This window comes from [Enterobacter] lignolyticus SCF1, assembly GCF_000164865.1.
GTDB lineage: Bacteria > Pseudomonadota > Gammaproteobacteria > Enterobacterales > Enterobacteriaceae > Enterobacter_B > Enterobacter_B lignolyticus.
In genome coordinates this window covers 3980105-4003304 of record NC_014618.1, presented here as the reverse complement: position 1 = coordinate 4003304, position 23200 = coordinate 3980105, and the positions used below count along the sequence as shown (strand labels likewise).

Annotated in this window: 20 protein-coding genes and 1 other annotated feature; of the genes, 16 read left to right on the top strand and 4 right to left on the bottom strand. The window is 58.6% G+C overall.

The annotated features are described in order from the left end of the window. The first annotated feature begins 2 nt into the window (after positions 1 to 2). Genes ENTCL_RS18585 through ENTCL_RS18575 form a run of 3 tightly spaced genes read left to right on the top strand, consistent with a single transcriptional unit; the run spans position 3 to position 4470 of the window. Positions 3 to 833 carry an ABC transporter permease gene (locus ENTCL_RS18585; protein WP_013367686.1) on the top strand — a complete coding sequence of 277 codons (831 nt, stop codon included), beginning with the start codon at positions 3 to 5 and terminating at the stop codon, positions 831 to 833. Then, positions 830 to 2452 (top strand): ABC transporter ATP-binding protein, encoded by a 1623-nt coding sequence (locus tag ENTCL_RS18580; protein WP_013367685.1) that lies wholly within the window; start codon positions 830 to 832, stop codon positions 2450 to 2452. The genes ENTCL_RS18585 and ENTCL_RS18580 overlap by 4 nt, the downstream gene beginning before the upstream one ends. After that, a complete protein-coding gene (locus tag ENTCL_RS18575) occupies positions 2449 to 4470 on the top strand; it encodes a CocE/NonD family hydrolase (RefSeq protein ID WP_013367684.1) in 2022 nt (673 codons plus the stop codon). The genes ENTCL_RS18580 and ENTCL_RS18575 overlap by 4 nt, the downstream gene beginning before the upstream one ends. Before the next feature lie 62 nt (positions 4471 to 4532). Here ENTCL_RS18575 and arcA read toward each other — a convergent pair whose 3' ends face one another. Beyond that, the gene (gene arcA, locus ENTCL_RS18570) at positions 4533 to 5249 is read right to left on the bottom strand and encodes a two-component system response regulator ArcA (protein WP_013367683.1); all 717 of its coding nucleotides are present in this window, start codon (positions 5247 to 5249) and stop codon (positions 4533 to 4535) included. A gap of 95 nt (positions 5250 to 5344) precedes the next feature. Between arcA and yjjY the strand changes: the two genes are divergently transcribed. The 7 genes from yjjY to ENTCL_RS18545 all read left to right on the top strand — a co-directional run bounded on the left by yjjY (position 5345) and on the right by ENTCL_RS18545 (position 12112). Further along, the gene (gene yjjY, locus ENTCL_RS23805; protein WP_001541509.1) at positions 5345 to 5485 is read left to right on the top strand and encodes a YjjY family protein; all 141 of its coding nucleotides are present in this window, start codon (positions 5345 to 5347) and stop codon (positions 5483 to 5485) included. Positions 5486 to 5884: 399 nt separating this feature from the next. Next, the gene (locus ENTCL_RS18565) at positions 5885 to 6571 is read left to right on the top strand and encodes a tRNA/rRNA methyltransferase (protein ID WP_013367682.1); all 687 of its coding nucleotides are present in this window, start codon (positions 5885 to 5887) and stop codon (positions 6569 to 6571) included. Positions 6572 to 6780: 209 nt separating this feature from the next. Further along, positions 6781 to 6849, top strand: a complete 69-nt coding sequence (gene thrL, locus ENTCL_RS23800) for a thr operon leader peptide (protein WP_157865609.1) — start codon at positions 6781 to 6783, stop codon at positions 6847 to 6849. Continuing rightward, positions 6788 to 6905: a sequence feature (Thr leader region), on the top strand. It overlaps the preceding gene by 62 nt. 25 nt (positions 6906 to 6930) lie before the next feature. Then, positions 6931 to 9393 carry a bifunctional aspartate kinase/homoserine dehydrogenase I gene (gene thrA, locus ENTCL_RS18560; RefSeq protein ID WP_013367681.1) on the top strand — a complete coding sequence of 821 codons (2463 nt, stop codon included), beginning with the start codon at positions 6931 to 6933 and terminating at the stop codon, positions 9391 to 9393. A gap of 1 nt (position 9394) precedes the next feature. Beyond that, on the top strand, positions 9395 to 10324 hold the full coding sequence (gene thrB / locus ENTCL_RS18555; protein WP_013367680.1) for a homoserine kinase: 930 nt from the start codon (positions 9395 to 9397) through the stop codon (positions 10322 to 10324). Positions 10325 to 10327: 3 nt separating this feature from the next. Beyond that, positions 10328 to 11614, top strand: coding sequence for a threonine synthase (thrC, locus tag ENTCL_RS18550; protein WP_013367679.1), 1287 nt, complete (start codon positions 10328 to 10330; stop codon positions 11612 to 11614). A gap of 195 nt (positions 11615 to 11809) precedes the next feature. Then, the gene (locus ENTCL_RS18545) at positions 11810 to 12112 is read left to right on the top strand and encodes a DUF2502 domain-containing protein (RefSeq protein ID WP_013367678.1); all 303 of its coding nucleotides are present in this window, start codon (positions 11810 to 11812) and stop codon (positions 12110 to 12112) included. Positions 12113 to 12153: 41 nt separating this feature from the next. On the opposite strand, the gene yaaA is transcribed toward ENTCL_RS18545, so the two are convergent. Together yaaA and ENTCL_RS18535 are read right to left on the bottom strand one after the other, a co-directional pair. Next, the gene (yaaA, locus tag ENTCL_RS18540; RefSeq protein WP_013367677.1) at positions 12154 to 12927 is read right to left on the bottom strand and encodes a peroxide stress protein YaaA; all 774 of its coding nucleotides are present in this window, start codon (positions 12925 to 12927) and stop codon (positions 12154 to 12156) included. A gap of 66 nt (positions 12928 to 12993) precedes the next feature. Then, the gene (locus tag ENTCL_RS18535; protein WP_013367676.1) at positions 12994 to 14421 is read right to left on the bottom strand and encodes an alanine/glycine:cation symporter family protein; all 1428 of its coding nucleotides are present in this window, start codon (positions 14419 to 14421) and stop codon (positions 12994 to 12996) included. 202 nt (positions 14422 to 14623) lie between these two features. Here ENTCL_RS18535 and tal point away from each other — a divergent pair, with 202 nt between their 5' ends. From tal to ENTCL_RS18520, 3 genes are all read left to right on the top strand, one after another. Further along, on the top strand, positions 14624 to 15577 hold the full coding sequence (tal, locus tag ENTCL_RS18530) for a transaldolase (protein ID WP_013367675.1): 954 nt from the start codon (positions 14624 to 14626) through the stop codon (positions 15575 to 15577). Between the two features lie 109 nt (positions 15578 to 15686). Next, entirely contained in the window at positions 15687 to 16274 is a 588-nt protein-coding gene (gene mog / locus ENTCL_RS18525; protein ID WP_013367674.1) for a molybdopterin adenylyltransferase, read from the top strand. Positions 16275 to 16386: 112 nt separating this feature from the next. Continuing rightward, entirely contained in the window at positions 16387 to 17685 is a 1299-nt protein-coding gene (locus ENTCL_RS18520; protein WP_013367673.1) for an MFS transporter, read from the top strand. 71 nt (positions 17686 to 17756) lie between these two features. Here ENTCL_RS18520 and satP read toward each other — a convergent pair whose 3' ends face one another. Further along, positions 17757 to 18323, bottom strand: a complete 567-nt coding sequence (gene satP / locus ENTCL_RS18515; protein WP_013367672.1) for an acetate uptake transporter — start codon at positions 18321 to 18323, stop codon at positions 17757 to 17759. A gap of 355 nt (positions 18324 to 18678) precedes the next feature. Here satP and dnaK point away from each other — a divergent pair, with 355 nt between their 5' ends. The 3 genes from dnaK (at position 18679) to nhaA (ending at position 23176) form a co-directional block, all read left to right on the top strand. Beyond that, on the top strand, positions 18679 to 20595 hold the full coding sequence (gene dnaK / locus ENTCL_RS18510) for a molecular chaperone DnaK (RefSeq protein WP_013367670.1): 1917 nt from the start codon (positions 18679 to 18681) through the stop codon (positions 20593 to 20595). An 89-nt stretch (positions 20596 to 20684) separates the two neighbouring features. After that, positions 20685 to 21827, top strand: coding sequence for a molecular chaperone DnaJ (dnaJ, locus tag ENTCL_RS18505; RefSeq protein WP_013367669.1), 1143 nt, complete (start codon positions 20685 to 20687; stop codon positions 21825 to 21827). A 173-nt stretch (positions 21828 to 22000) separates the two neighbouring features. Further along, positions 22001 to 23176, top strand: coding sequence for a Na+/H+ antiporter NhaA (nhaA, locus tag ENTCL_RS18500; protein WP_013367668.1), 1176 nt, complete (start codon positions 22001 to 22003; stop codon positions 23174 to 23176). The last annotated feature ends 24 nt before the right edge of the window (positions 23177 to 23200 follow it).

Sequence of the window (23200 nt, the reverse complement as noted above, 5' to 3'; positions counted from 1 at the left end):
CAATGAAAAAGGTCAACATTCGCACGGTGCCGCTGTCGGCGATGTTAGGTATGGCGATTATCGCTATCAACCTGGCCGCCGCGCTGTTTGCGCCGTGGCTGGCGCCGCATAGCGAAACGGCGCAGGTCGGGGATATCTGGATGCTGCCGTCCAGCGCGCTGCCGTTCGGCACCGACAGCCTTGGCCGCGACATGCTGTCGCGCATCCTGTTTGGCGCGCGCACTACCATCGCGATTGCGCTGGCGATCACCGCCATTTCTTTTGTAGTGGGCATTATTACCGGCTTTACCGCCGCCATATACGGCCGCTGGGTGGATGTGGCGTTGACGCGCGTCGTCGATACGCTGATGTCGATTCCGGTTCTGATCCTGGCGCTGATTGTGCTGTCGGTGCTGGGCACCTCCATTCCGGTGCTGGTGGGGACGATCGCGCTGCTGGACGCCACCCGGGTGTTTCGTCTGGCGCGACTGGTGGCGCAGGGCATCGTCTGCCTGGAGTATGTCGAGGCGGCGCGCCTGCGGGGCGAGGGGCTGTGGTGGATAGTGCGTAAGGAGTTTCTGCCCAACGCGATGCCGCCGCTGCTGGCGGAGTTCGGGATGCGCTTTTGCTTTACGTTTCTGTTTATCGCCGGGCTGAGCTTTCTTGGGCTGGGCATTCAGCCGCCCTGGGCGGACTGGGGCAGCATGGTGCGCGACAACGCGCAGGCCATCAACTTCGGCCAGTTGGCGCCGCTCTATCCCGCCGCCGCCATCGCGCTGCTGACGATAGGCGTCAATCTGGTGGTCGACTGGCTGCTGGCGCGTAATAACCTTTCGCTGGGGGAAGAGGGATGACACAACCGATTCTGCAGATGCGTGATTTACGTATCGACACTGAACAAGGGCTGCCGCTGGTCAAGGGGATCTCCTTTGACCTGATGCCCGGCGAAGTGCTGGGGCTTATCGGCGAATCAGGGGCGGGGAAATCCACCATCGGTCTTGCCGCGCTGGGTTATGCGCGGCCAGGCTGCCGCATTGCGGGCGGCGAGGTGCGTATTGCCGGTCAGGACATCGTGCCGCTTTCCAGCAAGGCAAAGCGCGAGTTTCGCGGCAAACGGGTGGCCTACGTCGCCCAGAGCGCGGCGGCGGCGTTTAATCCGGCGCTGACCATCGGCGCGCAGGTCTGCGAAGGGCCGCTGCGCCACGGACTGATGAAGGAAAGCGAAGCGCGGGCGTGGGCGGTGACGCTGTTCCGGGCGCTGGATCTCCCGCAGCCGGAGACGATTGGCCAGCGTTACCCGCACCAGCTCTCCGGCGGCCAGCTGCAGCGCGCGATGGCGGCGATGGCGATGTCCTGCAAACCCGATGTTCTGGTCCTGGACGAGCCGACCACCGCGCTGGACGTGACGACGCAAATCGAAGTGCTGGTGATGCTGCGCAAACTGGTCAGGGAATTTAATACTGCCGCGCTGTATATCACCCATGACCTGGCCGTTGTGGCGCAAATCGCCGATCGCATCATGGTGCTGCGCCAGGGGATCGAGGTTGAAAGCGGCCTGACCGCCGATATCCTGCAGCACCCGCAGGAGAGCTACACGCAGCGGCTGGTGTCGGAACGGGAGCATGCGCTGACGGCGGTGCATGCGGAAAACAGGCCGGAAGGCCAATTACTGGCTATCGACCGCCTGTCCACCGGCTACAGCGGTAAAACCGTGGTCCACGACGTGTCGTTGCGGATCGCTAAAGGAGAGACGCTGGCGATTATCGGCGAGTCCGGTAGCGGAAAGAGCACCCTGGCTCGCGCCCTGTGCGGCCTGCTGGCGGACACCCGGGGTACGGTGACCTTCGCCTCGCAGACGCTGGCGAACCGCTACCAGCAGCGTGATAAAGAGACCCTGCGGCGCATTCAGATGATCTACCAGCTGCCGGACGTCGCGCTTAATCCCCGGCAGACCGTGCTTGAGGCCATCGGGCGTCCCCTGGCGTTCTACTTTGGCCTCAATAAGCAGCAGGTGCGCGAACGCGTGGTGGAGCTGCTGAAGCTGACCGAGCTGCCGGACTACCTGATTGACCGCTATCCTGGCTCGCTGTCCGGCGGGCAGAAGCAGCGCATCTGCATCGCCCGGGCGCTGGCGGCGCAACCGGACCTGATCATTTGCGATGAGGCGACGTCGGCGCTCGATCCGCTGGTGGCGGAAGAGGTGCTGAAACTGCTGCGTCGCCTGCAGGAGCAGCTCGGGCTTTCCTATCTGTTCATTACCCACGACCTTAGCACCGTGAAGCGCATCGCCCAGCAGGTGGCGGTGATGTATCAGGGCAACGTGGTGGCGCAGGGGCCGACCGGGCAGGTATTCAGCGCGCCTATGCACAGCTATACCGAAAAACTGCTGACATCCGTTCCGGAAATGCGCCCGTCCTGGCTGGACGAGGTGCTGGGTCAGCGCCAGCTAAATGCGATAGCAGGAGCCTCATGAAAACTCTCATAACGCAATTCCCCCACAGCGTCAGCGTGACCGAGCACCTGTGGATCACCCTGAGCGATGGCACCCGTTTAGCCGCGCGGATGTGGCTGCCGTTATCGGCGTCGCAGCAGCCGGTTCCGGCCATACTGGAGTACATTCCCTACCGTAAACGCGACGGCACGCGCACGCGCGATGAGCCGATGCACGGCTATTTTGCCGGTCATGGGTATGCCGTGCTGCGCGTGGATATGCGCGGCAGCGGCGATTCCGATGGCCTGCTGGCCGATGAGTACCTGCTGCAGGAGCAGGATGATGCGCTGGAGGTAATTGACTGGATCAGTCGTCAGGCGTGGTGCAGCGGCGCGGTCGGAATGATGGGCAAGTCCTGGGGCGGGTTTAACGGGCTGCAGGTCGCCGCGCGGCGTCCCCCGGCGCTGAAAGCGATTATCACCGTCTGTTCGACGGACGACCGCTACAACGACGATATTCACTATAAAGGCGGCTGCCTGCTCAACGACAACCTGTGGTGGGGCGGCATTATGCTGGCCTACCAGAGCCGTCCGCAGGACCCGCAGCTGGTGGGCGAAGGCTGGTATAAGGACTGGCTGGCGCGGCTGGAAAACATGCCCTTTTTCCCGGAGCTGTGGATGGAGCATCCGTTAAAAGACGCCTACTGGAAGCACGGTTCGGTAGGGGAGGAGTGGCAGGCCATTACCTGCCCGGTAATGGCGGTCGGCGGCTGGGCAGACTCCTACAGCAACGCCATCTTCCGGCTGATGGATAATCTTGAGGTACCTCGCCGGGCGATCGTCGGCCCCTGGGCGCATATCTACCCGCAGGACGGCACGCCGGAGCCGGCGATTGGCTTTTTGCAGGAGGCGGTCAGCTGGTGGGATCGCTGGCTTAAGCAGCAGGATAACGACGCAATGCGCGGCCCGCGGCTGCAGGTCTGGCTTAACGACAGCCAGCGGCCTGACTCCCGGCGGCCGCAGGCGGTGGGGGAGTGGATGGCTGTCGATGGCGATACGGACGACGTCACAACGCCCGGCCACTGGTATCTGCATCCCGGAAGGCTGGCGGCCGCGCCGTTATCCCATAACGCCCGGCAGTCCATCTGCAGCCCGCAAAACCACGGCCTGTTTGCCGGGGAATGGATGGGGGCGGGGGTTCTGGGGGAAAGCCCCGGCGATCAGCGTATGGACGACGGAATGGCCGAAAGCTTTGACAGCGCGCCGCTGGAGGAGAGCCTGAGCATTTACGGCTTCCCGCAGTTTCGCGTCACGCTCGCGAGCGATAAGCCGGCGGCGATGCTGTACGTACGCCTGTCCGATGTGGCGCCGGATGGCGCTTCTACGCGCGTCAGCCACGGCTGGGTGAACCTCAGCCATCTGCACGGGCAGGAGCAGCACGTGCCGCTGACGCCGGGGGAACCGGTCAGCGTCGCGGTGCAGCTTGACGGTATCGCCTGGCGCTTTGCCGCGGGGCACCGCCTGCGCGTCTCGCTGGCCACCACCTTCTGGCCGATGGTCTGGCCGATGGCAGAGGCCGCCACCCTCGATGTGGATCTGGCGAGCGCGACTTTGCAGCTGCCGGTGTGCCGCCAGGTGCAGCCCTCAGCCGGGCCGAACCCGCAGCCGGAAAGCGCCGCCAATACGCCGCTTACGGTGCTGTCGCCGGGGCGGGTCGATCGCGAGCTGCATTACGATGTGGTGAACGATAGCTGGCAGAGTATTACCAACGGCGTTGGCGGCGTGTTCGGCGAAGGCGTGTACCGCTTTGACGATATCGATACTACCGTCGACCACAGCCTGCGCCGCCAGCTGACCGTTCATAATCAGGACCCGCTGTCGGCCCACTATCTGCTGAGGCAAAGCATGAAAATAGGCCGCGAGGGCTGGTGGACGGAAACGGACATTGTGCTGGAGATGCGCAGCGACCTGACGCATTTTATCGTCAGCGGCGAGATGACGGTACAGCATAACGGCGAGACCGTATTCACCCGCGACTGGTCGCGCCGTATCGCTCGTTAGCACCAGGGCATAAAAAAAGGGCTGACGCATGTCAGCCCTTTTTCGTTAAGCGCGTTAAGCGATTATTCCTGCAGATCGCCGCAGAAACGGTAACCTTCGCCGTGGATCGTGGCGATGATTTCCGGGGTATCCGGCGTAGATTCGAAGTGCTTACGAATACGGCGGATAGTCACGTCAACGGTACGGTCATGCGGCTTCAGCTCGCGACCGGTCATTTTCTTCAGCAGTTCCGCGCGGGACTGGATCTTGCCCGGGTTTTCGCAGAAGTGCAGCATGGCGCGGAATTCACTACGCGGCAGCTTGTACTGCTCGCCGTTCGGGCTGATCAGAGAGCGGCTGTTGATGTCCAGCTCCCAGCCGTTGAACTTGTAGCTTTCAACGCTGCGGCGTTCTTCGCTCACGGTGCCCAGATTCATGGTGCGGGAGAGCAGGTTGCGCGCACGAATCGTCAGTTCACGTGGGTTGAACGGCTTGGTAATATAGTCATCTGCACCGATTTCCAGACCGAGGATTTTGTCTACCTCGTTGTCACGGCCGGTAAGGAACATCAGGGCGACGTTTGCCTGCTCGCGCAGTTCGCGCGCCAGCAGAAGGCCGTTTTTCCCTGGCAGATTGATATCCATAATCACCAGATTGATATCATTTTCTGAAAGGATCTGATGCATTTCCGCGCCATCGGTCGCTTCGAAAACATCGTAGCCTTCTGCTTCGAAAATACTTTTTAACGTGTTGCGTGTTACCAACTCGTCTTCAACGATAAGAATGTGCGGGGTCTGCATGTTTGCTACCTAAATTGCCAACTAAATCGAAACAGGAAGTACAAAAGTCCCTGACCTGCCTGATGCATGTCGTAAATTAACATCACCGGCGTAACATGACTAAAGTACGTAATTGCGTTCTTGATGCACTTTCCATCAACGTCAACAACATCATTAGCTTGGTCGTGGGTACTTTCCCTCTGGACCCGACAGTGTCAAAAACGGCTGTCATCCTAACCATTTTAACAGCAACATAACAGGCTAAGTGACGTCTGACACCCAATAAAACTACGCTTCGTTGACATATATCAAGTTCAATTGTAGCACGTTAACAGTCTTGTGAAATCATTGCATCTAAATGCTATCGATTGTCACAATTTTTCAACAACTCAACTAGTTGCGAAGATTAACTGATAAATGCGATGAATCCAATGGATGCGCATTGCTCTTTTTTGAAATACCATTTAAGAACATAAGGATATATCAGTTCTGTTAACATATCGCCTCGGTGGATTCTTAGGGAATAGTTTAATCCTTTTTATATGTTAAGAAATGCCATTTCACTGTTTTTTGTTGCAATTAAGTAAATTCGCGCCGCGCAATATGTTGAAGTGCATCACATTGTTGCCGTTTGAATGCTAAAAAGAGAAGATTACATGCGCTTATCAATCGTGCTGGTTTCGCCAGCAAGAGCCGAAAATATCGGCGCTGCCGCCCGGGCCATGAAGACCATGGGCTTTACCGAAATGCGAATTGTCGACAGCGTCGCGCACCGCGAACCCGGCGCGCAGCGGGTGGCCCACGGCGCCGGCGATATCCTCGAAAACATCACCACCTGGGCTACTCTGGCCGAGGCGCTGCACGATGTTGATTTTACGATAGCCACCACCGCCCGCAGCCGCGCGCGCTTTCACTACTACGCCACGCCGCAGGAGCTGGTGCCGCTGCTGGAGGAAAAATCGCAGTGGCTGCAGCACGCCGCGCTGGTGTTTGGCCGTGAAGATTCAGGCTTAACCAATGATGAACTGGCGCTGGCCGACGTGCTGACCGGCGTTCCGATGGTGGCCGACTACCCGTCGCTGAACCTCGGTCAGGCGGTGATGGTTTACTGCTACCAGCTCTCTTCCCTGACGCAAAACAGGGCGACCGCCGTCGCCGGGGGCGACGAAAACCAGCTGCAGGCGTTACGTCTGCGCACCCAGGCGCTGCTGGCGCGGTTACAGGTGGCCGATGACCATAAGCTGGCCGACTGGCTGCAGCAGCGGATCGGCCTTTTGGCGCAGCGGGATACCGCCATGCTGCATCGTTTGCTGCACGATATCGAAAAAAAACTCTCAGCGTAAAATGCTGCCATAAATTTTATTTATGGGGTGATACTCTGCATTAGCGGGCCTGAATTGGGGTATCTGGTCAAAAATGAGGACGGCGTTAGCCGGAATCGGGGTGGTTACGGAATGTGACCAATGTAAAAATTCGTTGACTTACCCCGGCAGATACTTTAACCAATATAGGGAACAGCACAGACAGATAAATAACAGAGCACACAACATCCATGATTCGCATCAGCATGATTACCACTATTACAACCATCACCATTACCACAGGTATCGGTGCGGGCTGACGCGTACAGGAAAAAAAGAAAAAAGCCCGCACCTGAACAGTGCGGGCTTTTTTTTCGACCAAAAATCAAGGGGTAAGAACCATGCGAGTCTTGAAGTTCGGCGGTACATCAGTGGCAAATGCAGAGCGCTTTCTGCGTGTTGCCGATATTCTGGAGAGCAACGCCAGGCAGGGGCAGGTCGCCACCGTGCTTTCTGCCCCGGCCAAAATCACCAACCACCTGGTCGCGATGATCGAAAAAACCATCGGCGGTCAGGAAGCTCTTGTGAATATTGCCGACGCCGAGCGTATTTTCGCTGAACTGCTTCAGGGGCTTGCCGATGCCCAGCCGGGTTTTCCTCTCGCGCAGCTGAAGGCGGTCGTCGCTCAGGAATTCGCGCAGATTAAGCATGTTCTGCACGGCATTAGCCTGTTAGGCCAGTGCCCGGATGCCGTCAACGCGGCGTTCATCTGCCGGGGTGAAAAGCTGTCTATCGCCATCATGGCCGGCCTGCTGGAGGCCCGCGGCCACAAAGTCACCGTCATCGACCCGGTCGAAAAGCTGCTGGCGGTGGGGCATTACCTGGAATCGACGGTCGATATCGCCGAATCAACCCGCCGTATCGTCGCCAGCCACATCCCGTCTGACCACATGGTGCTGATGGCCGGGTTTACCGCCGGTAACGACAAAGGCGAACTGGTGGTGCTGGGGCGCAATGGCTCCGACTATTCCGCCGCGGTGCTGGCCGCCTGCCTGCGCGCCGACTGCTGCGAGATCTGGACCGACGTTGACGGCGTGTATACCTGCGACCCGCGCCAGGTGCCCGATGCCCGACTGCTGAAGTCGATGTCCTATCAGGAGGCGATGGAGCTCTCTTACTTCGGCGCGAAGGTGCTGCACCCGCGGACTATCTCGCCGATTGCCCAGTTCCAGATCCCATGTCTTATCAAAAACACCGGCAACCCGCAGGCGCCGGGCACGCTGATCGGCGCCAGCCGCGATGAAGACGGCCTGCCGGTGAAAGGGATCTCCAATCTTAACAACATGGCGATGTTCAACGTCTCCGGCCCCGGTATGAAGGGCATGGTGGGGATGGCGGCGCGCGTGTTCGCCACCATGTCCCGCGCCGGGATTTCGGTGGTGCTGATTACCCAGTCCTCCTCCGAATACAGTATCAGCTTCTGCGTGCCGCAAAGCGACAGCCCGCGGGCGAAGAAGGTGATGGAAGATGAGTTTTACCTCGAACTGAAAGAGGGGCTGCTGGAGCCGCTGTCTATCATGGAGCGGCTGGCCATTATCTCCGTGGTCGGCGACGGTATGCGCACCCTGCGCGGCATCTCGGCCAAGTTCTTTGCCGCGCTGGCGCGCGCCAATATCAACATTGTGGCGATTGCCCAGGGCTCCTCTGAGCGCTCCATTTCCGTAGTGGTGAACAACGACGACGCGACCACCGGCGTACGCGTGGTGCATCAGATGTTGTTCAATACCGACCAGGTGATTGAGGTGTTTGTCATCGGCGTGGGCGGCGTGGGCGGCGCGCTGCTGGAACAGCTCAAGCGCCAGCAGGGCTGGCTTAAGAACAAGCATATCGACCTGCGGGTATGCGGCGTCGCGAACTCCCGGGCGCTGCTGACCAACGTACACGGTCTGAATCTGGAAAACTGGCGCGGCGAGCTCGAAGAGGCGAAAGAACCGTTCAACCTTGGCCGACTGATTCGTCTGGTGAAAGAGTATCATCTGCTGAACCCGGTGATCGTGGACTGCACCTCAAGCCAGGCCGTGGCCGATCAGTACGCGGATTTCCTGCGTGAAGGTTTCCACGTGGTGACGCCGAATAAAAAGGCGAACACCTCGTCGATGAATTACTATCACGAACTGCGTCAGGCGGCCGCAGGCTCCCGCCGCAAGTTTTTGTACGACACCAACGTCGGGGCGGGGCTGCCGGTTATCGAGAACCTGCAGAACCTGCTCAGCGCAGGGGATGAGCTGCAGCGCTTCTCCGGCATTCTCTCCGGTTCGCTGTCGTTTATTTTCGGCAAGCTGGATGAAGGGATGAGCCTGTCGGAAGCGACGACGCTGGCGCGGGAAATGGGCTACACCGAGCCCGATCCGCGCGATGACCTGTCCGGTATGGATGTGGCGCGCAAGCTGCTGATCCTGGTGCGTGAGACGGGCCGCCAGCTTGAGCTCAGCGACATTGTGGTGGAATCCGTACTGCCGGAGGACTTTGACGCCTCCGGCGACGCCGACAGCTTTATGGCGCGTTTGCCGCAGCTCAACGACGCCTTTGCCGCGCGGGTGGCGAAAGCCCGCGATGAGGGCAACGTGCTGCGCTACGTCGGTAATATCGAGGACGACGGCGTATGCCGGGTGAAGATAGCCGAAGTGGACAGCAACGATCCGCTGTATAAGGTGAAGAACGGCGAGAACGCGCTGGCTTTCTATAGTCATTATTATCAGCCGCTGCCGCTGGTGCTGCGCGGATACGGCGCAGGCAACGACGTAACGGCGGCCGGGGTGTTTGCCGATCTGCTGCGTACCCTGTCATGGAAGTTAGGAGTCTAAGATGGTTAAAGTGTATGCCCCGGCCTCCAGCGCCAACATGAGCGTTGGTTTTGATGTGCTGGGCGCGGCGGTAGCGCCGGTGGACGGGACGCTGCTTGGCGATAACGTCAGCGTTGAGGCGGCGGACGTTTTCAGCCTGAAAAACGTTGGCCGTTTTGCCAGTAAGCTGCCGTCCGATCCGCGAGAAAATATCGCCTGGCAGTGCTGGGAGCGCTATTGTCAGGAAATTGGCAAAACCGTGCCTGTCGCCATGACGCTGGAAAAGAACATGCCGATTGGCTCCGGCCTCGGCTCCAGCGCCTGTTCCGTTGTCGCCGCGCTGGTGGCGATGAACGAACACTGCGGCAAGCCGCTGAACGAACACCGGATGCTGGCGCTGATGGGCGAGCTGGAAGGGCGGATTTCCGGCAGCATTCATTACGATAACGTCGCGCCCTGCTATCTGGGCGGGATGCAGCTGATGATTGAAGAAAACGGCATTATCAGCCAGCAGGTGCCAGGCTTTGATGAGTGGCTGTGGGTGCTGGCCTATCCGGGGATCAAGGTGTCAACCGCCGAAGCGCGGGCTATTCTGCCGGCACAGTATCGTCGTCAGGACTGCATTGCGCACGGTCGTCATCTTGCCGGATTTATCCATGCCTGCTACAGCCGCCAGCCGGCGCTTGCCGCTACGCTGATGAAAGACGTTATCGCCGAACCTTACCGTACTAAACTGCTGCCGGGCTTTAGCGAAGCGCGCCAGGCGGTGGCGGAAATCGGCGCGGTGGCGAGCGGTATTTCCGGCTCCGGTCCGACGATGTTCGCCCTGTGCGACAACCCGGATACCGCCCGACGAGCCGCAGACTGGCTCAGTAAACACTATCTGCAAAATCAGGAAGGCTTTGTTCATATTTGCCGGCTGGATACGGCGGGCGCACGCGTAGTGGGATAATTGATGAAACTGTATAACTTAAAAGATCACAACGAGCAGGTCAGCTTCGCGCGGGCCGTCACCCAGGGCTTAGGCAAGCGTCAGGGGCTGTTTTTCCCGCACGATCTGCCGGAGTTCAGCCTGACCGAAGTCGACGAAATGCTGCAGCAGGATTTCGTCAGCCGCAGCGCGAAGATCCTTTCCGCATTTATCGGCGATGAGATCCCGGCGGCCGAGCTGGAGGCCCGCGTCCGGGCGGCGTTTGCTTTCCCGGCGCCGGTAAGCCAGGTGCAGGCCGATGTCGGCTGCCTTGAGCTGTTCCACGGGCCGACGCTGGCGTTTAAAGACTTCGGCGGCCGCTTCATGGCGCAGATGCTGACCCACATCAGCGGGGACAAGCCGGTCACAATCCTGACGGCGACGTCAGGGGATACCGGGGCGGCCGTCGCGCATGCTTTCTACGGCCTGAAGAATGTCCGCGTGGTTATCCTCTATCCGCGCGGCAAAATCAGTCCGCTGCAGGAGAAGCTGTTCTGTACCCTGGGCGGCAATATTGAGACCGTCGCGATCGACGGCGATTTCGACGCCTGCCAGGCGCTGGTGAAGCAGGCTTTCGACGATGAAGAGCTGAAGCAGACGCTGGGGCTGAACTCCGCGAACTCGATCAATATCAGCCGCCTGCTGGCGCAGATCTGCTACTACTTTGAAGCCGTGGCGCAGCTGCCGCGAGAGGCGCGCAATCAGCTGGTGATCTCGGTGCCCAGCGGCAACTTCGGCGATCTGACGGCGGGGCTGCTTGCCCGGTCGCTGGGGCTGCCGGTGAAGCGTTTTATCGCCGCGACGAACGTCAACGACACCGTACCGCGCTTCCTGCAGGAAGGCGAGTGGAAGCCGAAAGCCACGCAGGCCACGCTGTCAAACGCGATGGATGTCAGCCAGCCGAACAACTGGCCGCGGGTGGAGGAGCTGTTCCGCCGTAAAGTGTGGCGCCTGAAGGACCTCGGCTACGCGTCGGTGGACGATGAGACCACCAAAGCGACCATGCGCGAGCTGCAGGCGCTGGGCTACACCTCTGAACCGCATGCGGCGGTGGCGTATCGCGCGCTGCGCGACGCGCTGCAGCCCGGCGAGTACGGGCTGTTCCTCGGCACCGCGCATCCGGCGAAGTTCAAAGAGAGCGTGGAGGCTATTCTTGGCCAGACGCTGTCGCTGCCAAAAGAGCTGGCCGAACGCGCCGATCTGCCGCTGCTGTCGCACAACCTGCTGGCTGATTTCGCCGCGCTGCGTCAGTTTATGATGCGCAACGCGTAATTTCTCTGTTTCCTCCGGTCGACGGGCCGGGGGAAATGGGGAGAAATTATGTCGCGTTTCGACAGAAAAGATGCAGGAATAATCAATAAATGCGGTAGCCGCAAGATTAGGATTGCGGAGAATAACGGAGCGTGATTCTGGCGAGTAATCTTCTTATATCGACCCATATTGGGCAATGATGATAAGGAGTCTCCTATGTCTGCACTGAAACCCGTTCTCCTCGCACTTTCAATGATGCTGGTGGCGCCGGTAATGGTGCATGCTTCTGAAATTACCCTGATCCCGGCCGTGAAGCTGCAAATTGGCGATCAAGACCACGACGGCAACTACTGGGATGGGGACCACTGGCGCGATCGCGACTGGTGGGAGCATCACTATGAGTGGCGTGACAACCACTGGCATGAGCATGAGGATAAGCACTGGAAGCATCACCACGGCGATCATGACGATCGTGGCGAGTATCACGATCGCCACGGCGATGGCGACTCCCAGCACTGACAGTACTTCTCGCCCTCTCCCGCCCGGGGGAGGGCAACCGCCTACTGCGCGTGGCGTTTAAACACCAGTTCGTCTTTTACCGATGCCTCTTTATCAAAGAAATAGCCTTCGCTGTTAAACCCGGTTAGCTGCTCCGGCGTCGTCAGGCGATTTTCAATGATATAGCGGCTCATCAGCCCCCGCGCCTTTTTGGCGTAGAAGCTAATGACCTTGAATTTGCCGTTTTTCTCGTCGAGGAAGACCGGCTTGATGATGCGGCCCTGCAGCTTCTTCGGCTTCACCGATTTGAAGTATTCATCGGACGCCAGGTTGACGATGATATCGTCGCCCTGCGCCTTCAGCGCTTCGTTCAGCTTGTCGGTAATGACGTCGCCCCAGAAGTGGTACAGATCTTTGCCTTTGGCATTCTCCAGGCGAATGCCCATCTCAAGGCGGTAGGGCTGCATTAAGTCCAGCGGGCGCAGCACGCCGTACAACCCGGAAAGCATCCGCAGATGCGTCTGGGCGAAATCAAAATCCGCATCGCTGAACTCTTCGGCCTGCAGCCCGGTGTAGACGTCGCCTTTAAACGCGAGGATCGCCTGACGCGCGTTTTGCGGGGTGAAGTCCGGCTGCCATTCGTGGAAACGGGTGGCGTTCAGGCTCGCCAGCTTGTCGCTGATGCTCATCAGGGTGGCTATCTGCGGCGTCGACAGCTTACGCGCTTCGGTAATCAGCTGCTGGGAGTAGTCCAGCAGCTCCGGGTGCGTATAGCGGGTGGTGGCCAGCGGGCTTTGGTAGTCCAGCGTTTTTGCAGGTGAAATCAGAATCAGCATATCCAGTCCTTGCGGGAATTTTTCCCCGACTTTACCAAAAAACGACCGCGAAGGGAGCGATAGCTGCTATTGGCGAGCGTCATCATCCCAGCTTCCCGGCGCCAGCTGCTGCTCAATCTCCGGATAGCGCGCAGGATTGAACACCGGTTTCACCCCCAGCTTTCGCTGCCGCAGATAGTCGCCGGCGATGATCTTAACCACCGGCGAAAGCAGGAGGATTGCCGTCAGGTTGGTGATGGCCATCAGCGCCATAATAATGTCCGCCAGCTGCCAGACCACCGGCAGGCTCATCAGCGTGCCCGCCATCACCATCAGCAGCGTAACGACGCGCAGCAGCCAGACGTTGCGCGGCGTGTTGAGGCGCAGGTAAATCAGGTTATTCTCAGCATAGATATAGTTCGCCACAATAGAGGTGAAGGCGAACAGCAGGACGATACCGGCGACGAACGGCGAACCCCAGCTGCCGGCAAAATGCGTCATCGCCTGTTGCACCAGTTGAATGCCGTTGGCGGGGTGTTCAGTGCTGTATCCGGCAAGCAGCACCACCATGGCCGTCGCCGTACAGACGATCATGGTATCCGTGAGGACGCCTATCATCTGCACAATGCCCTGCGCCGCAGGATGCGGCGGTGAGGAGACCGCCGTTGCCGCCGCGTTGGGCGTGGAGCCCATCCCCGCTTCGTTAGAGAACATTCCGCGCTGAAAACCGCTGGTCAGCGCCTGGCTGACGGTATACCCCACGGCGCCCGCGGCGGCCTCCTGCCAGCCAAAGGCGCAGCGGACGATTTTGCTGATAACCGCGGGAATTTCGCCAATGTGCCAGACGCTGACGATCAGGCTGACAACTACCCACAGTAGCAGCATGACGGGCACCAGCCACTGCATCAGCCGCGCGACGCCGCGCAGTCCGCGCACGATGACGACCAGCGTGAGCAGCGCCAGCGCCGCGCCGGTGATAGCCTCCGGCAGATGGAAGGCATAGCGCATGGCGTGCGAAATGGAGTTTGCCTGGACGGTGTTGAAGATAAGGCCGTAGGCCAGCAGCAGGAATATCGAAAACACCACCCCCATCCAGCGCATGCCGAGACCGCGGGACATGTACCAGGCCGGGCCGCCGCGAAACTGACCGCTGGCGTCGCGCTCTTTGTACAGCTGCGCCAGCGAGCACTCGGCAAATGAGGTGGCCATACCGATAATCGCCGACACCCACATCCAGAATACGGCGCCCGGACCGCCGACGGTGATCGCCAGCGCGACGCCGGCCAGGTTGCCGCTGCCGACCCGCGCCGCCAGGCTGGTGCACAGCGCCTGGAAGGCGCTCAGTCCGCTGGACTGCGGCGTAATGCTGCTTTTCAGACTTTTGCCAAACTGGCGAAGGTAGCGAAACTGAATGTACCCCGTCCGCCAGGTGAACCATACTCCGGCGCCGAGCAGCAGGTAAATCATTACCGAGCCCCAGAGTATGTCATTGATAAAGGATAAAAATTCAGGCATTAAACGTCTCCATCGGAATGCCATTAGCCCGTGTAAGCGTTACCACTTCCAGACAGTCCATTAACGGGCCCAGAAAATATCCTCTCAGTTTATCATACTCTGCGCTCTCTGGCCGTCTGCGGTTGCGCTGGCACCGGGGCGTGATATCATCGTGGCAGACCGGTTACATCCCCCTAACAGCTGTTTAAAGAGAAACACTATCATGACGGATAAATTGACCTCCCTGCGTCAGTACACAACCGTAGTGGCTGACACCGGAGACATCGCAGCAATGAAGCTGTATCAGCCTCAGGATGCGACAACCAACCCTTCACTGATCCTTGGTGCCGCCCAGATTCCTGAATACCGTAAGCTGATTGATGACGCTATCGTCTGGGCGCGTGGCCAGAGCAGCTCCCGCGCTCAGCAGGTGGTTGACGCTACCGATAAGCTGGCGGTGAACATTGGTCTGGAAATCCTCAAGCTGATCCCGGGCCGTATTTCTACCGAAGTTGACGCGCGTCTGTCCTACGACACCGAAGGCTCTATCGCCAAAGCGAAGCGCCTGATCAAGCTGTACAACGATGCAGGTATCGGCAACGATCGCATCCTTATCAAGCTGGCCTCCACCTGGCAGGGCATCCGCGCTGCCGAGCAGCTGGAAAAAGAAGGCATCAACTGTAACCTGACGCTGCTGTTCTCCTTCGCCCAGGCGCGCGCCTGTGCGGAAGCGGGCGTATTCCTGATTTCTCCGTTTGTTGGCCGTATCCTCGACTGGTACAAAACCAACACCGACAAGAAAGAATACGCGCCAGCGGAAGATCCGGGCGTGGTTTCCGTTTCTGAAATCTACAGCTATTACAAAGAGCACGGCTACGAGACCGTCGTCATGGGCGCAAGCTTCCGTAACGTCGGCGAAATTCTCGAGCTGGCAGGCTGCGATCGTCTGACTATCGCCCCGGCGCTGCTCAAAGAGCTATCTGAAGCGCAGGGCGCCATTGAGCGTAAGCTGGTTTACACCGGTGAAGTGAAAGCGCGCCCGGAACGCATCACCGAATCCCAGTTCCTGTGGCAGCACAACCAGGATCCGATGGCGGTAGACAAGCTGGCGGAAGGTATCCGCAAGTTTGCCATCGACCAGGAAAAACTGGAAAAAATGATCGGCGATCTGCTGTAATCATTTGGCGTGGCCGGGCTTCCGGTCACGCTACTCCCTTCGAAAACTGTCTGTCGCTCCTTTCGCAGTGTATCATTCTGTTTAAACGCATCTCTTAAACGGAATTCATATGAACACATTACGTATCGGCTTAGTGTCCATTTCTGACCGCGCATCCAGTGGTGTTTATCAGGATAAAGGGATCCCGGCGCTTGAGGCCTGGCTGACGCGCGCGCTGACGACGCCATTTGTCCTCGAGACCCGCCTGATCCCAGACGAGCAGCCGGTTATTGAGCAGACCCTGTGCGAGCTGGTGGATGAAATGAGCTGTCATCTGGTGCTGACGACCGGCGGCACCGGGCCCGCGCGTCGTGACGTGACGCCGGATGCGACGCTGGCCGTTGCCGATCGCGAGATGCCGGGGTTTGGCGAGCAGATGCGCCAGATAAGCCTGCATTTTGTGCCGACGGCGATTTTGTCCCGCCAGGTGGGCGTTATTCGTAAACAGGCGCTGATCCTTAACCTGCCCGGGCAGCCGAAATCTATCCAGGAAACGCTGGAGGGGGTTAAGGACGCGGAGGGGAACGTGGTGGTTCACGGCATCTTTGCAAGTGTACCTTATTGTGTACAGCTGCTGGACGGGCCATACCTTGAAACCGACCCGCAGGTGGTAGCAGCTTTTCGCCCGAAAAGCGCCCGTCGCGAAACAATCTCCTAAAGATGATAGATCTGTGACATAACCTGTTTTGCCGGTGGTTTGTGGCGTGATTTACGGTATGGTAATTTTTTCTTTACGATACGTGTAAACCAAACAAAACAAGCGACCCGTTATGTCACACTCTTCCCGACCTCTGAACCGACAGGATTATAAAACGCTGACGCTCGCGGCATTAGGCGGCGCGCTGGAGTTTTATGATTTCATCATCTTCGTCTTCTTCGCGGCGGTAGTCGGCGATCTTTTCTTCCCGGCGGATATTCCGGAATGGCTGCGCCAGGTGCAGACGTTCGGCATCTTCGCGGCAGGCTACCTGGCGCGCCCGCTTGGCGGCATCATCATGGCTCACTTTGGCGATCTCGTGGGCCGTAAGAAGATGTTTACCCTGAGCATCTTATTGATGGCGGTGCCGACGCTGGCGATGGGCCTGCTGCCGGTGTATGCCTCTGTCGGCCTCGCGGCGCCGCTGCTGCTGCTGATGATGCGTATCCTCCAGGGGGCGGCCATCGGCGGCGAAGTGCCGGGCGCCTGGGTTTTCGTGGCGGAGCATGTGCCTACGCGACGGACAGGCGTAGCCTGCGGCACGCTGACGGCGGGGCTGACGGTGGGCATTCTGCTCGGCTCGGTGGTGGCGACGCTTATCAATACCAGCCTGACGCCGCAGGCGATTCACGACGGCGGCTGGCGCATTCCGTTCCTGCTGGGCGGCGCGTTTGGCCTGCTGGCGATGTACCTGCGCCGCTGGCTGCAGGAAACGCCGGTTTTCCTCGAAATGCAGCAGCGCAAAGCGCTGGCGCAGGAGCTGCCGGTGAAAGCGGTAGTGCTTAAGCATCAGCGGGCGGTAGCGGTGTCGATGCTGCTGACCTGGCTGCTGTCCGCGGGCATTGTGGTGGTGATTCTGATGTCGCCGGTATGGCTGCAAAAACAGTACGGTTTAGCGCCGGCGCTGACGCTGCAGGCCAACAGCGTCGCGACCGTTATGCTGTGTTTGGGCTGTCTGATTGCCGGGGTGGCGGCGGACAAATACGGCGCCAGCCGGACGTTTATCGTCGGTAGCCTGCTGCTGGCGGCCTCAAGCTGGGCGTTCTACCATCTGGCCGGTTCGCACCCTGAATACCTGTTCCTCTTGTACGGCCTGGTCGGGCTGTGCGTCGGCGTCGTGGGCGCAGTGCCGTACGTGATGGTGCGGGCGTTTCCGGCGGCGGTTCGCTTTACCGGCATCTCCTTCTCTTATAACGTCTCCTATGCCATTTTCGGCGGCCTGACGCCGATTGCGGTGACGCTGCTGATGAACGTATCGCCGATGGCGCCCGCGTGGTACGTCGCGGCCCTGTCGCTGGTCGGGCTGTCGCTGGGGCTGTGGCTGCGTAAATCACAGGGGCTGTTGACGACGCAGGAGAAAATTACGGCGTGATGCCAGGGAGGCGGGCGGCAGGGAAGAGGCTGAAAATTCGTGCCCGCAGGCGGGCACGAAACAAAAAGCGCTTAGTGTTTTTCACCAATCGGCAGCACGGTGCGGCCAAACTGCTCGTTCAGCACTTCACCCATCGCCAGGTAAATAGCGCTGGCGCCGCAAACCAGACCGATCCAGCCTGCAACGTGGACGATGCCTTCGTTATCCGCCAGGTGGCCAATCGCCAGCAGGGCGAACAGAACGGTCAGGCTCAGGAAGACGAACTGCAGCGCGCGGTTGCCCTTCAGCGTGCCGAAGAACATAAACAGCGTGAATACGCCCCACAGGCCCAGGTAGACGCCCAGGAAGTGCGCGTTTGCCGCATCTGCCAGACCCATTTTCGGCATCAGCAGGATAGCGACCAGCGTCAGCCAGAAAGAACCGTAAGAGGTAAAGGCGGTTAAACCGAAGGTATTGCCTTTCTTGTATTCCAGCAGGCCTGCGAAGATCTGCGCGATACCGCCGTAGAAAATACCCATCGCCAGGATAATGCCATCAAGCGGGAACAGCCCGATGTTATGCAGGTTCAGCAGAATAGTTGTCATGCCGAAGCCCATTAAGCCCAGCGGAGCCGGATTAGCCAACGTAGTGTTGCCCATAATTCCTCAAAATCATCATTTAAAGGGTGAAATATGTTTCCCACAGCCGCTTAGAAATGGCGGGGCGCGGCATCATAATCGTGACAAATAAGGCTGTCTATGATCAAAGCAGGGGGAATAGACATTTTTTATGCATCAGCCTGGCTTGACGCGACGGGGGATTTAGATGCTTACCGTAAAAAGAGCAAAAAATTTTTTGCGTTGCCCCTTGATGGGCGGTATTGCGACCCCATCTTGTAACCAACCGCAGTGGTGAGCCTGGAAAAAAACGATTCAGGGAGCTTGAAACCGCACGTTTCGTCCTTATTACAGGTTCACAACCACATGATGACGAATTTTTAGTGGAGACGTTTAGATGGGTAAAATTATTGGTATCGACCTGGGTACTACCAACTCTTGTGTAGCGATTATGGATGGCACTACTGCACGTGTGCTGGAGAACGCCGAGGGCGATCGCACCACGCCTTCTATCATTGCTTATACCCAGGATGGTGAAACTCTGGTTGGTCAGCCGGCTAAACGTCAGGCAGTGACAAACCCGCAAAACACGCTGTTTGCGATCAAACGCCTGATTGGCCGCCGCTTCCAGGACGAAGAAGTTCAGCGCGATGTTTCCATCATGCCGTACAAAATCATCGGCGCCGACAACGGCGACGCATGGCTTGATGTGAAAGGTCAGAAAATGGCACCGCCGCAGATCTCTGCTGAAGTGCTGAAAAAAATGAAGAAAACCGCAGAAGATTACCTGGGTGAGCCGGTCACTGAAGCCGTTATCACCGTACCGGCATACTTCAACGATGCGCAGCGTCAGGCAACCAAAGACGCGGGTCGTATCGCGGGTCTGGAAGTCAAACGTATCATCAACGAACCGACCGCTGCTGCGCTGGCTTACGGCCTGGATAAAGAAGTCGGCAACCGTACTATCGCGGTTTACGACCTCGGCGGCGGTACTTTCGATATCTCTATTATCGAAATCGACGAAGTTGACGGCGAAAAAACCTTTGAAGTTCTGGCGACCAACGGTGATACCCACCTGGGCGGCGAAGACTTCGATACGCGCCTGATCAACTACCTCGTTGACGAATTCAAGAAAGATCAGGGCATCGACCTGCGCAACGATCCGCTGGCGATGCAGCGCCTGAAAGAAGCCGCTGAGAAAGCGAAGATCGAGCTGTCTTCCGCTCAGCAGACCGACGTGAACCTGCCGTACATCACCGCAGACGCCACCGGTCCGAAACACATGAACATTAAAGTGACTCGCGCGAAACTGGAAAGCCTGGTTGAAGACCTGGTGAACCGTTCTATCGAGCCGCTGAAGGTCGCGCTGCAGGATGCAGGCCTGTCCGTGTCTGATATCAACGACGTTATCCTCGTCGGCGGTCAGACCCGTATGCCGATGGTGCAGAAGAAAGTGGCTGAGTTCTTTGGCAAAGAGCCGCGTAAAGACGTTAACCCGGACGAAGCGGTCGCTATCGGCGCTGCGGTTCAGGGCGGCGTACTGACCGGTGACGTTAAAGACGTTCTGCTGCTCGACGTAACCCCGCTGTCGCTGGGTATCGAAACCATGGGCGGCGTAATGACGGCGCTGATCAACAAAAACACCACCATCCCGACCAAGCACAGCCAGGTGTTCTCTACCGCTGAAGACAATCAGTCTGCGGTAACCATCCACGTGCTGCAGGGTGAGCGTAAACGTGCGTCTGATAACAAATCTCTGGGTCAGTTCAACCTGGATGGTATCAACCCGGCGCCGCGCGGTATGCCGCAGATCGAAGTTACTTTTGACATCGATGCCGACGGTATCCTGCACGTCTCCGCGAAAGACAAAAACAGCGGTAAAGAGCAGAAGATCACCATCAAAGCTTCTTCAGGTCTGAACGAAGAAGAGATCCAGAAAATGGTGCGCGAAGCGGAAGCGAACGCTGAGTCTGACCGTAAGTTCGAAGAGCTGGTGCAGACCCGCAACCAGGGCGACCATCTGCTGCACAGCACTCGTAAGCAGGTTGAAGAAGCAGGCGACAAACTGCCGGCTGAAGACAAAACCGCTATCGAGTCTGCACTGACCGCGCTGGAAACTTCTCTGAAAGGCGAAGACAAAGCGGATATCGAAGCGAAAATGCAGGCGCTGGCGCAGGCTTCCCAGAAACTGCTGGAAATTGCTCAACAGCAGCACGCCCAGCAGCAGGCGGGTGGCGCTGATGCTTCCGCGAACAACGCGAAAGACGACGATGTTGTCGACGCGGAGTTCGAAGAAGTAAAAGATAAAAAATAATCGCCCTGATGCAGGGTAATTAGACTGGCACGGGCGTCGGGGTTTTTACCTCTACGCCCGTGCTCGCATGTTAAGGGCTATTAAAAGAAATGGCGAAGAAAGACTATTACGAGATTTTGGGCGTTTCCAAAACAGCGGAAGAGCGTGAAATCAAAAAGGCTTACAAGCGCCTGGCGATGAAGTTTCACCCGGACCGCAATCAGGGTGACAAAGAGGCTGAAGCCAAGTTTAAAGAGATCAAGGAAGCCTATGAGATCCTGACCGATGCGCAAAAGCGCGCGGCCTACGATCAGTACGGCCACGCCGCGTTTGAACAGGGCGGTATGGGCGGCGGCGGATTTGGCGGTGGCTTCAACGGCGGCGCGGACTTCAGCGATATCTTTGGCGACGTGTTCGGCGATATCTTCGGCGGTGGGCGCGGACGTCAGCGCGCGGCGCGCGGCGCCGATTTGCGCTATAACATGGATCTTACCCTGGAAGAGGCCGTTCGTGGCGTCACCAAAGAGATCCGCATTCCGACGCTGGAAGAGTGCGACGTTTGCCACGGCAGCGGCGCGAAATCCGGAACCCAGCCGCAGACCTGTCCGACCTGTCACGGTTCCGGTCAGGTGCAGATGCGCCAGGGCTTTTTTGCCGTGCAGCAGACCTGTCCGCACTGTCAGGGCCGCGGTACGCTGATTAAAGATCCGTGCAACAAGTGTCATGGCCACGGTCGCGTTGAGAAGACCAAAACGCTGTCGGTTAAAATCCCGGCGGGCGTGGATACCGGCGATCGCATTCGTCTGGCTGGCGAAGGCGAAGCGGGCGAGCACGGCGCGCCGGCAGGCGATCTGTACGTTCAGGTGCAGGTGAAGCAGCACGCTATCTTCGAGCGTGAAGGTAATAACCTGTACTGCGAAGTGCCGATCAACTTTGCGATGGCGGCGCTGGGCGGCGAAATCGAAGTGCCGACCCTCGACGGTCGCGTGAATCTGAAGGTGCCTGGCGAGACCCAGACCGGCAAGCTGTTCCGCATGCGCGGCAAAGGGGTGAAATCCGTCCGCGGCGGCGCGCAGGGCGACCTGCTGTGCCGCGTGGTGGTGGAAACGCCGGTCGGCCTCAACGACAAGCAGAAACATTTGCTGAAAGAGCTGCAGGAAAGTTTTGGCGGCCCGACGGGGGAGAAAAACAGCCCGCGTTCGAAAAGCTTTTTCGACGGTGTGAAAAAATTCTTTGATGATTTGACCCGTTAAAAGGGTGCTTATCCGCCGTAATCGCAAAAGCCCGGGCTCGTCCCGGGTTTTTTTTCGCGTTCGGAATGATTCGTTAAAATCGAGTGTTAATGGCTAAATAACCTTGTTTTAACGAGTCTTCATTAGGGTTAATATGAATTAATCGAATAATAAGACGAATAGAGAGAGTAAAAGTGAAACATCTGCAACGCTTCTTTAGCAGCGACGCTTCCGGAGGCATCGTCCTCATCATCGCCGCGGCGCTGGCGATGCTGCTGGCAAACTCAGGGCTGACCAGCCAGCTGTATCAGGCGTTCCTTTCTACGCCGGTGCAGCTCAAGGTCGGGCCGCTTGAGATCAACAAGAACATGCTGCTGTGGATTAACGATGCGCTGATGGCGGTGTTTTTCCTGCTGATTGGTCTTGAGGTCAAACGCGAGATGGTGCTGGGTTCGCTGGCGTCCCGTCAGCAGGCTGCCTTTCCGGTGATCGCCGCCATCGGCGGGATGGTCGTGCCGGCGCTTATTTATCTGGCGTTCAACTACCAGGATCCGGTGACGCGTCAGGGCTGGGCGATTCCGGCCGCGACCGATATCGCCTTCGCTCTCGGAGTGCTGGCGCTGTTGGGCAATCGCGTGCCGTTGACGCTGAAGATCTTCCTGATGGCGCTGGCTATTATCGACGATCTGGGCGCCATTATTATCATTGCGCTGTTTTACACCAGCGACCTGTCGGTCCTGTCGCTGGGCGTGGCGGGTGTGGCGATTGCCGCGCTGGCTCTGCTGAACCTGTGCAATGTGCGCCGGACTGGGGTGTATATCCTGGTGGGCGCCATACTGTGGACCGCAGTGCTGAAGTCGGGCGTCCACGCGACGCTGGCGGGCGTTATCGTCGGCTTCTTTATTCCGCTGAAAGAAAAAGAGGGGCGTTCCCCGGCCGGGGAGCTTGAGCACGTGCTGCATCCGTGGGTGGCGTTTTTGATTCTGCCGCTGTTCGCCTTCGCCAATGCGGGCGTGTCGCTGCAGGGCGTTACGCTGGAAAGCCTGACGTCGCTGCTGCCGCTGGGCATTATCGCCGGGCTGTTTATCGGAAAGCCGTTAGGTATTGGCCTGTTCTGCTGGCTGGCGGTACGGCTGAAGCTGGCGACGCTTCCCAGAGATACCACCGGTAAGCAGATTTTTGCCGTCAGCGTGCTCTGCGGCATCGGGTTCACCATGTCGATTTTTATCTCGACGCTGGCGTTTGGCAACCTGGATCCGCAGCTCATTACCTGGGCGAAACTGGGGATTTTGATAGGCTCGCTTCTGGCGGCGGTTACCGGGTATAGTTTACTCCGAACGCGGGGTAGCGGTTCCGCTCAGGCCGAATAACAGGATACGAATGGTCGCCGACGG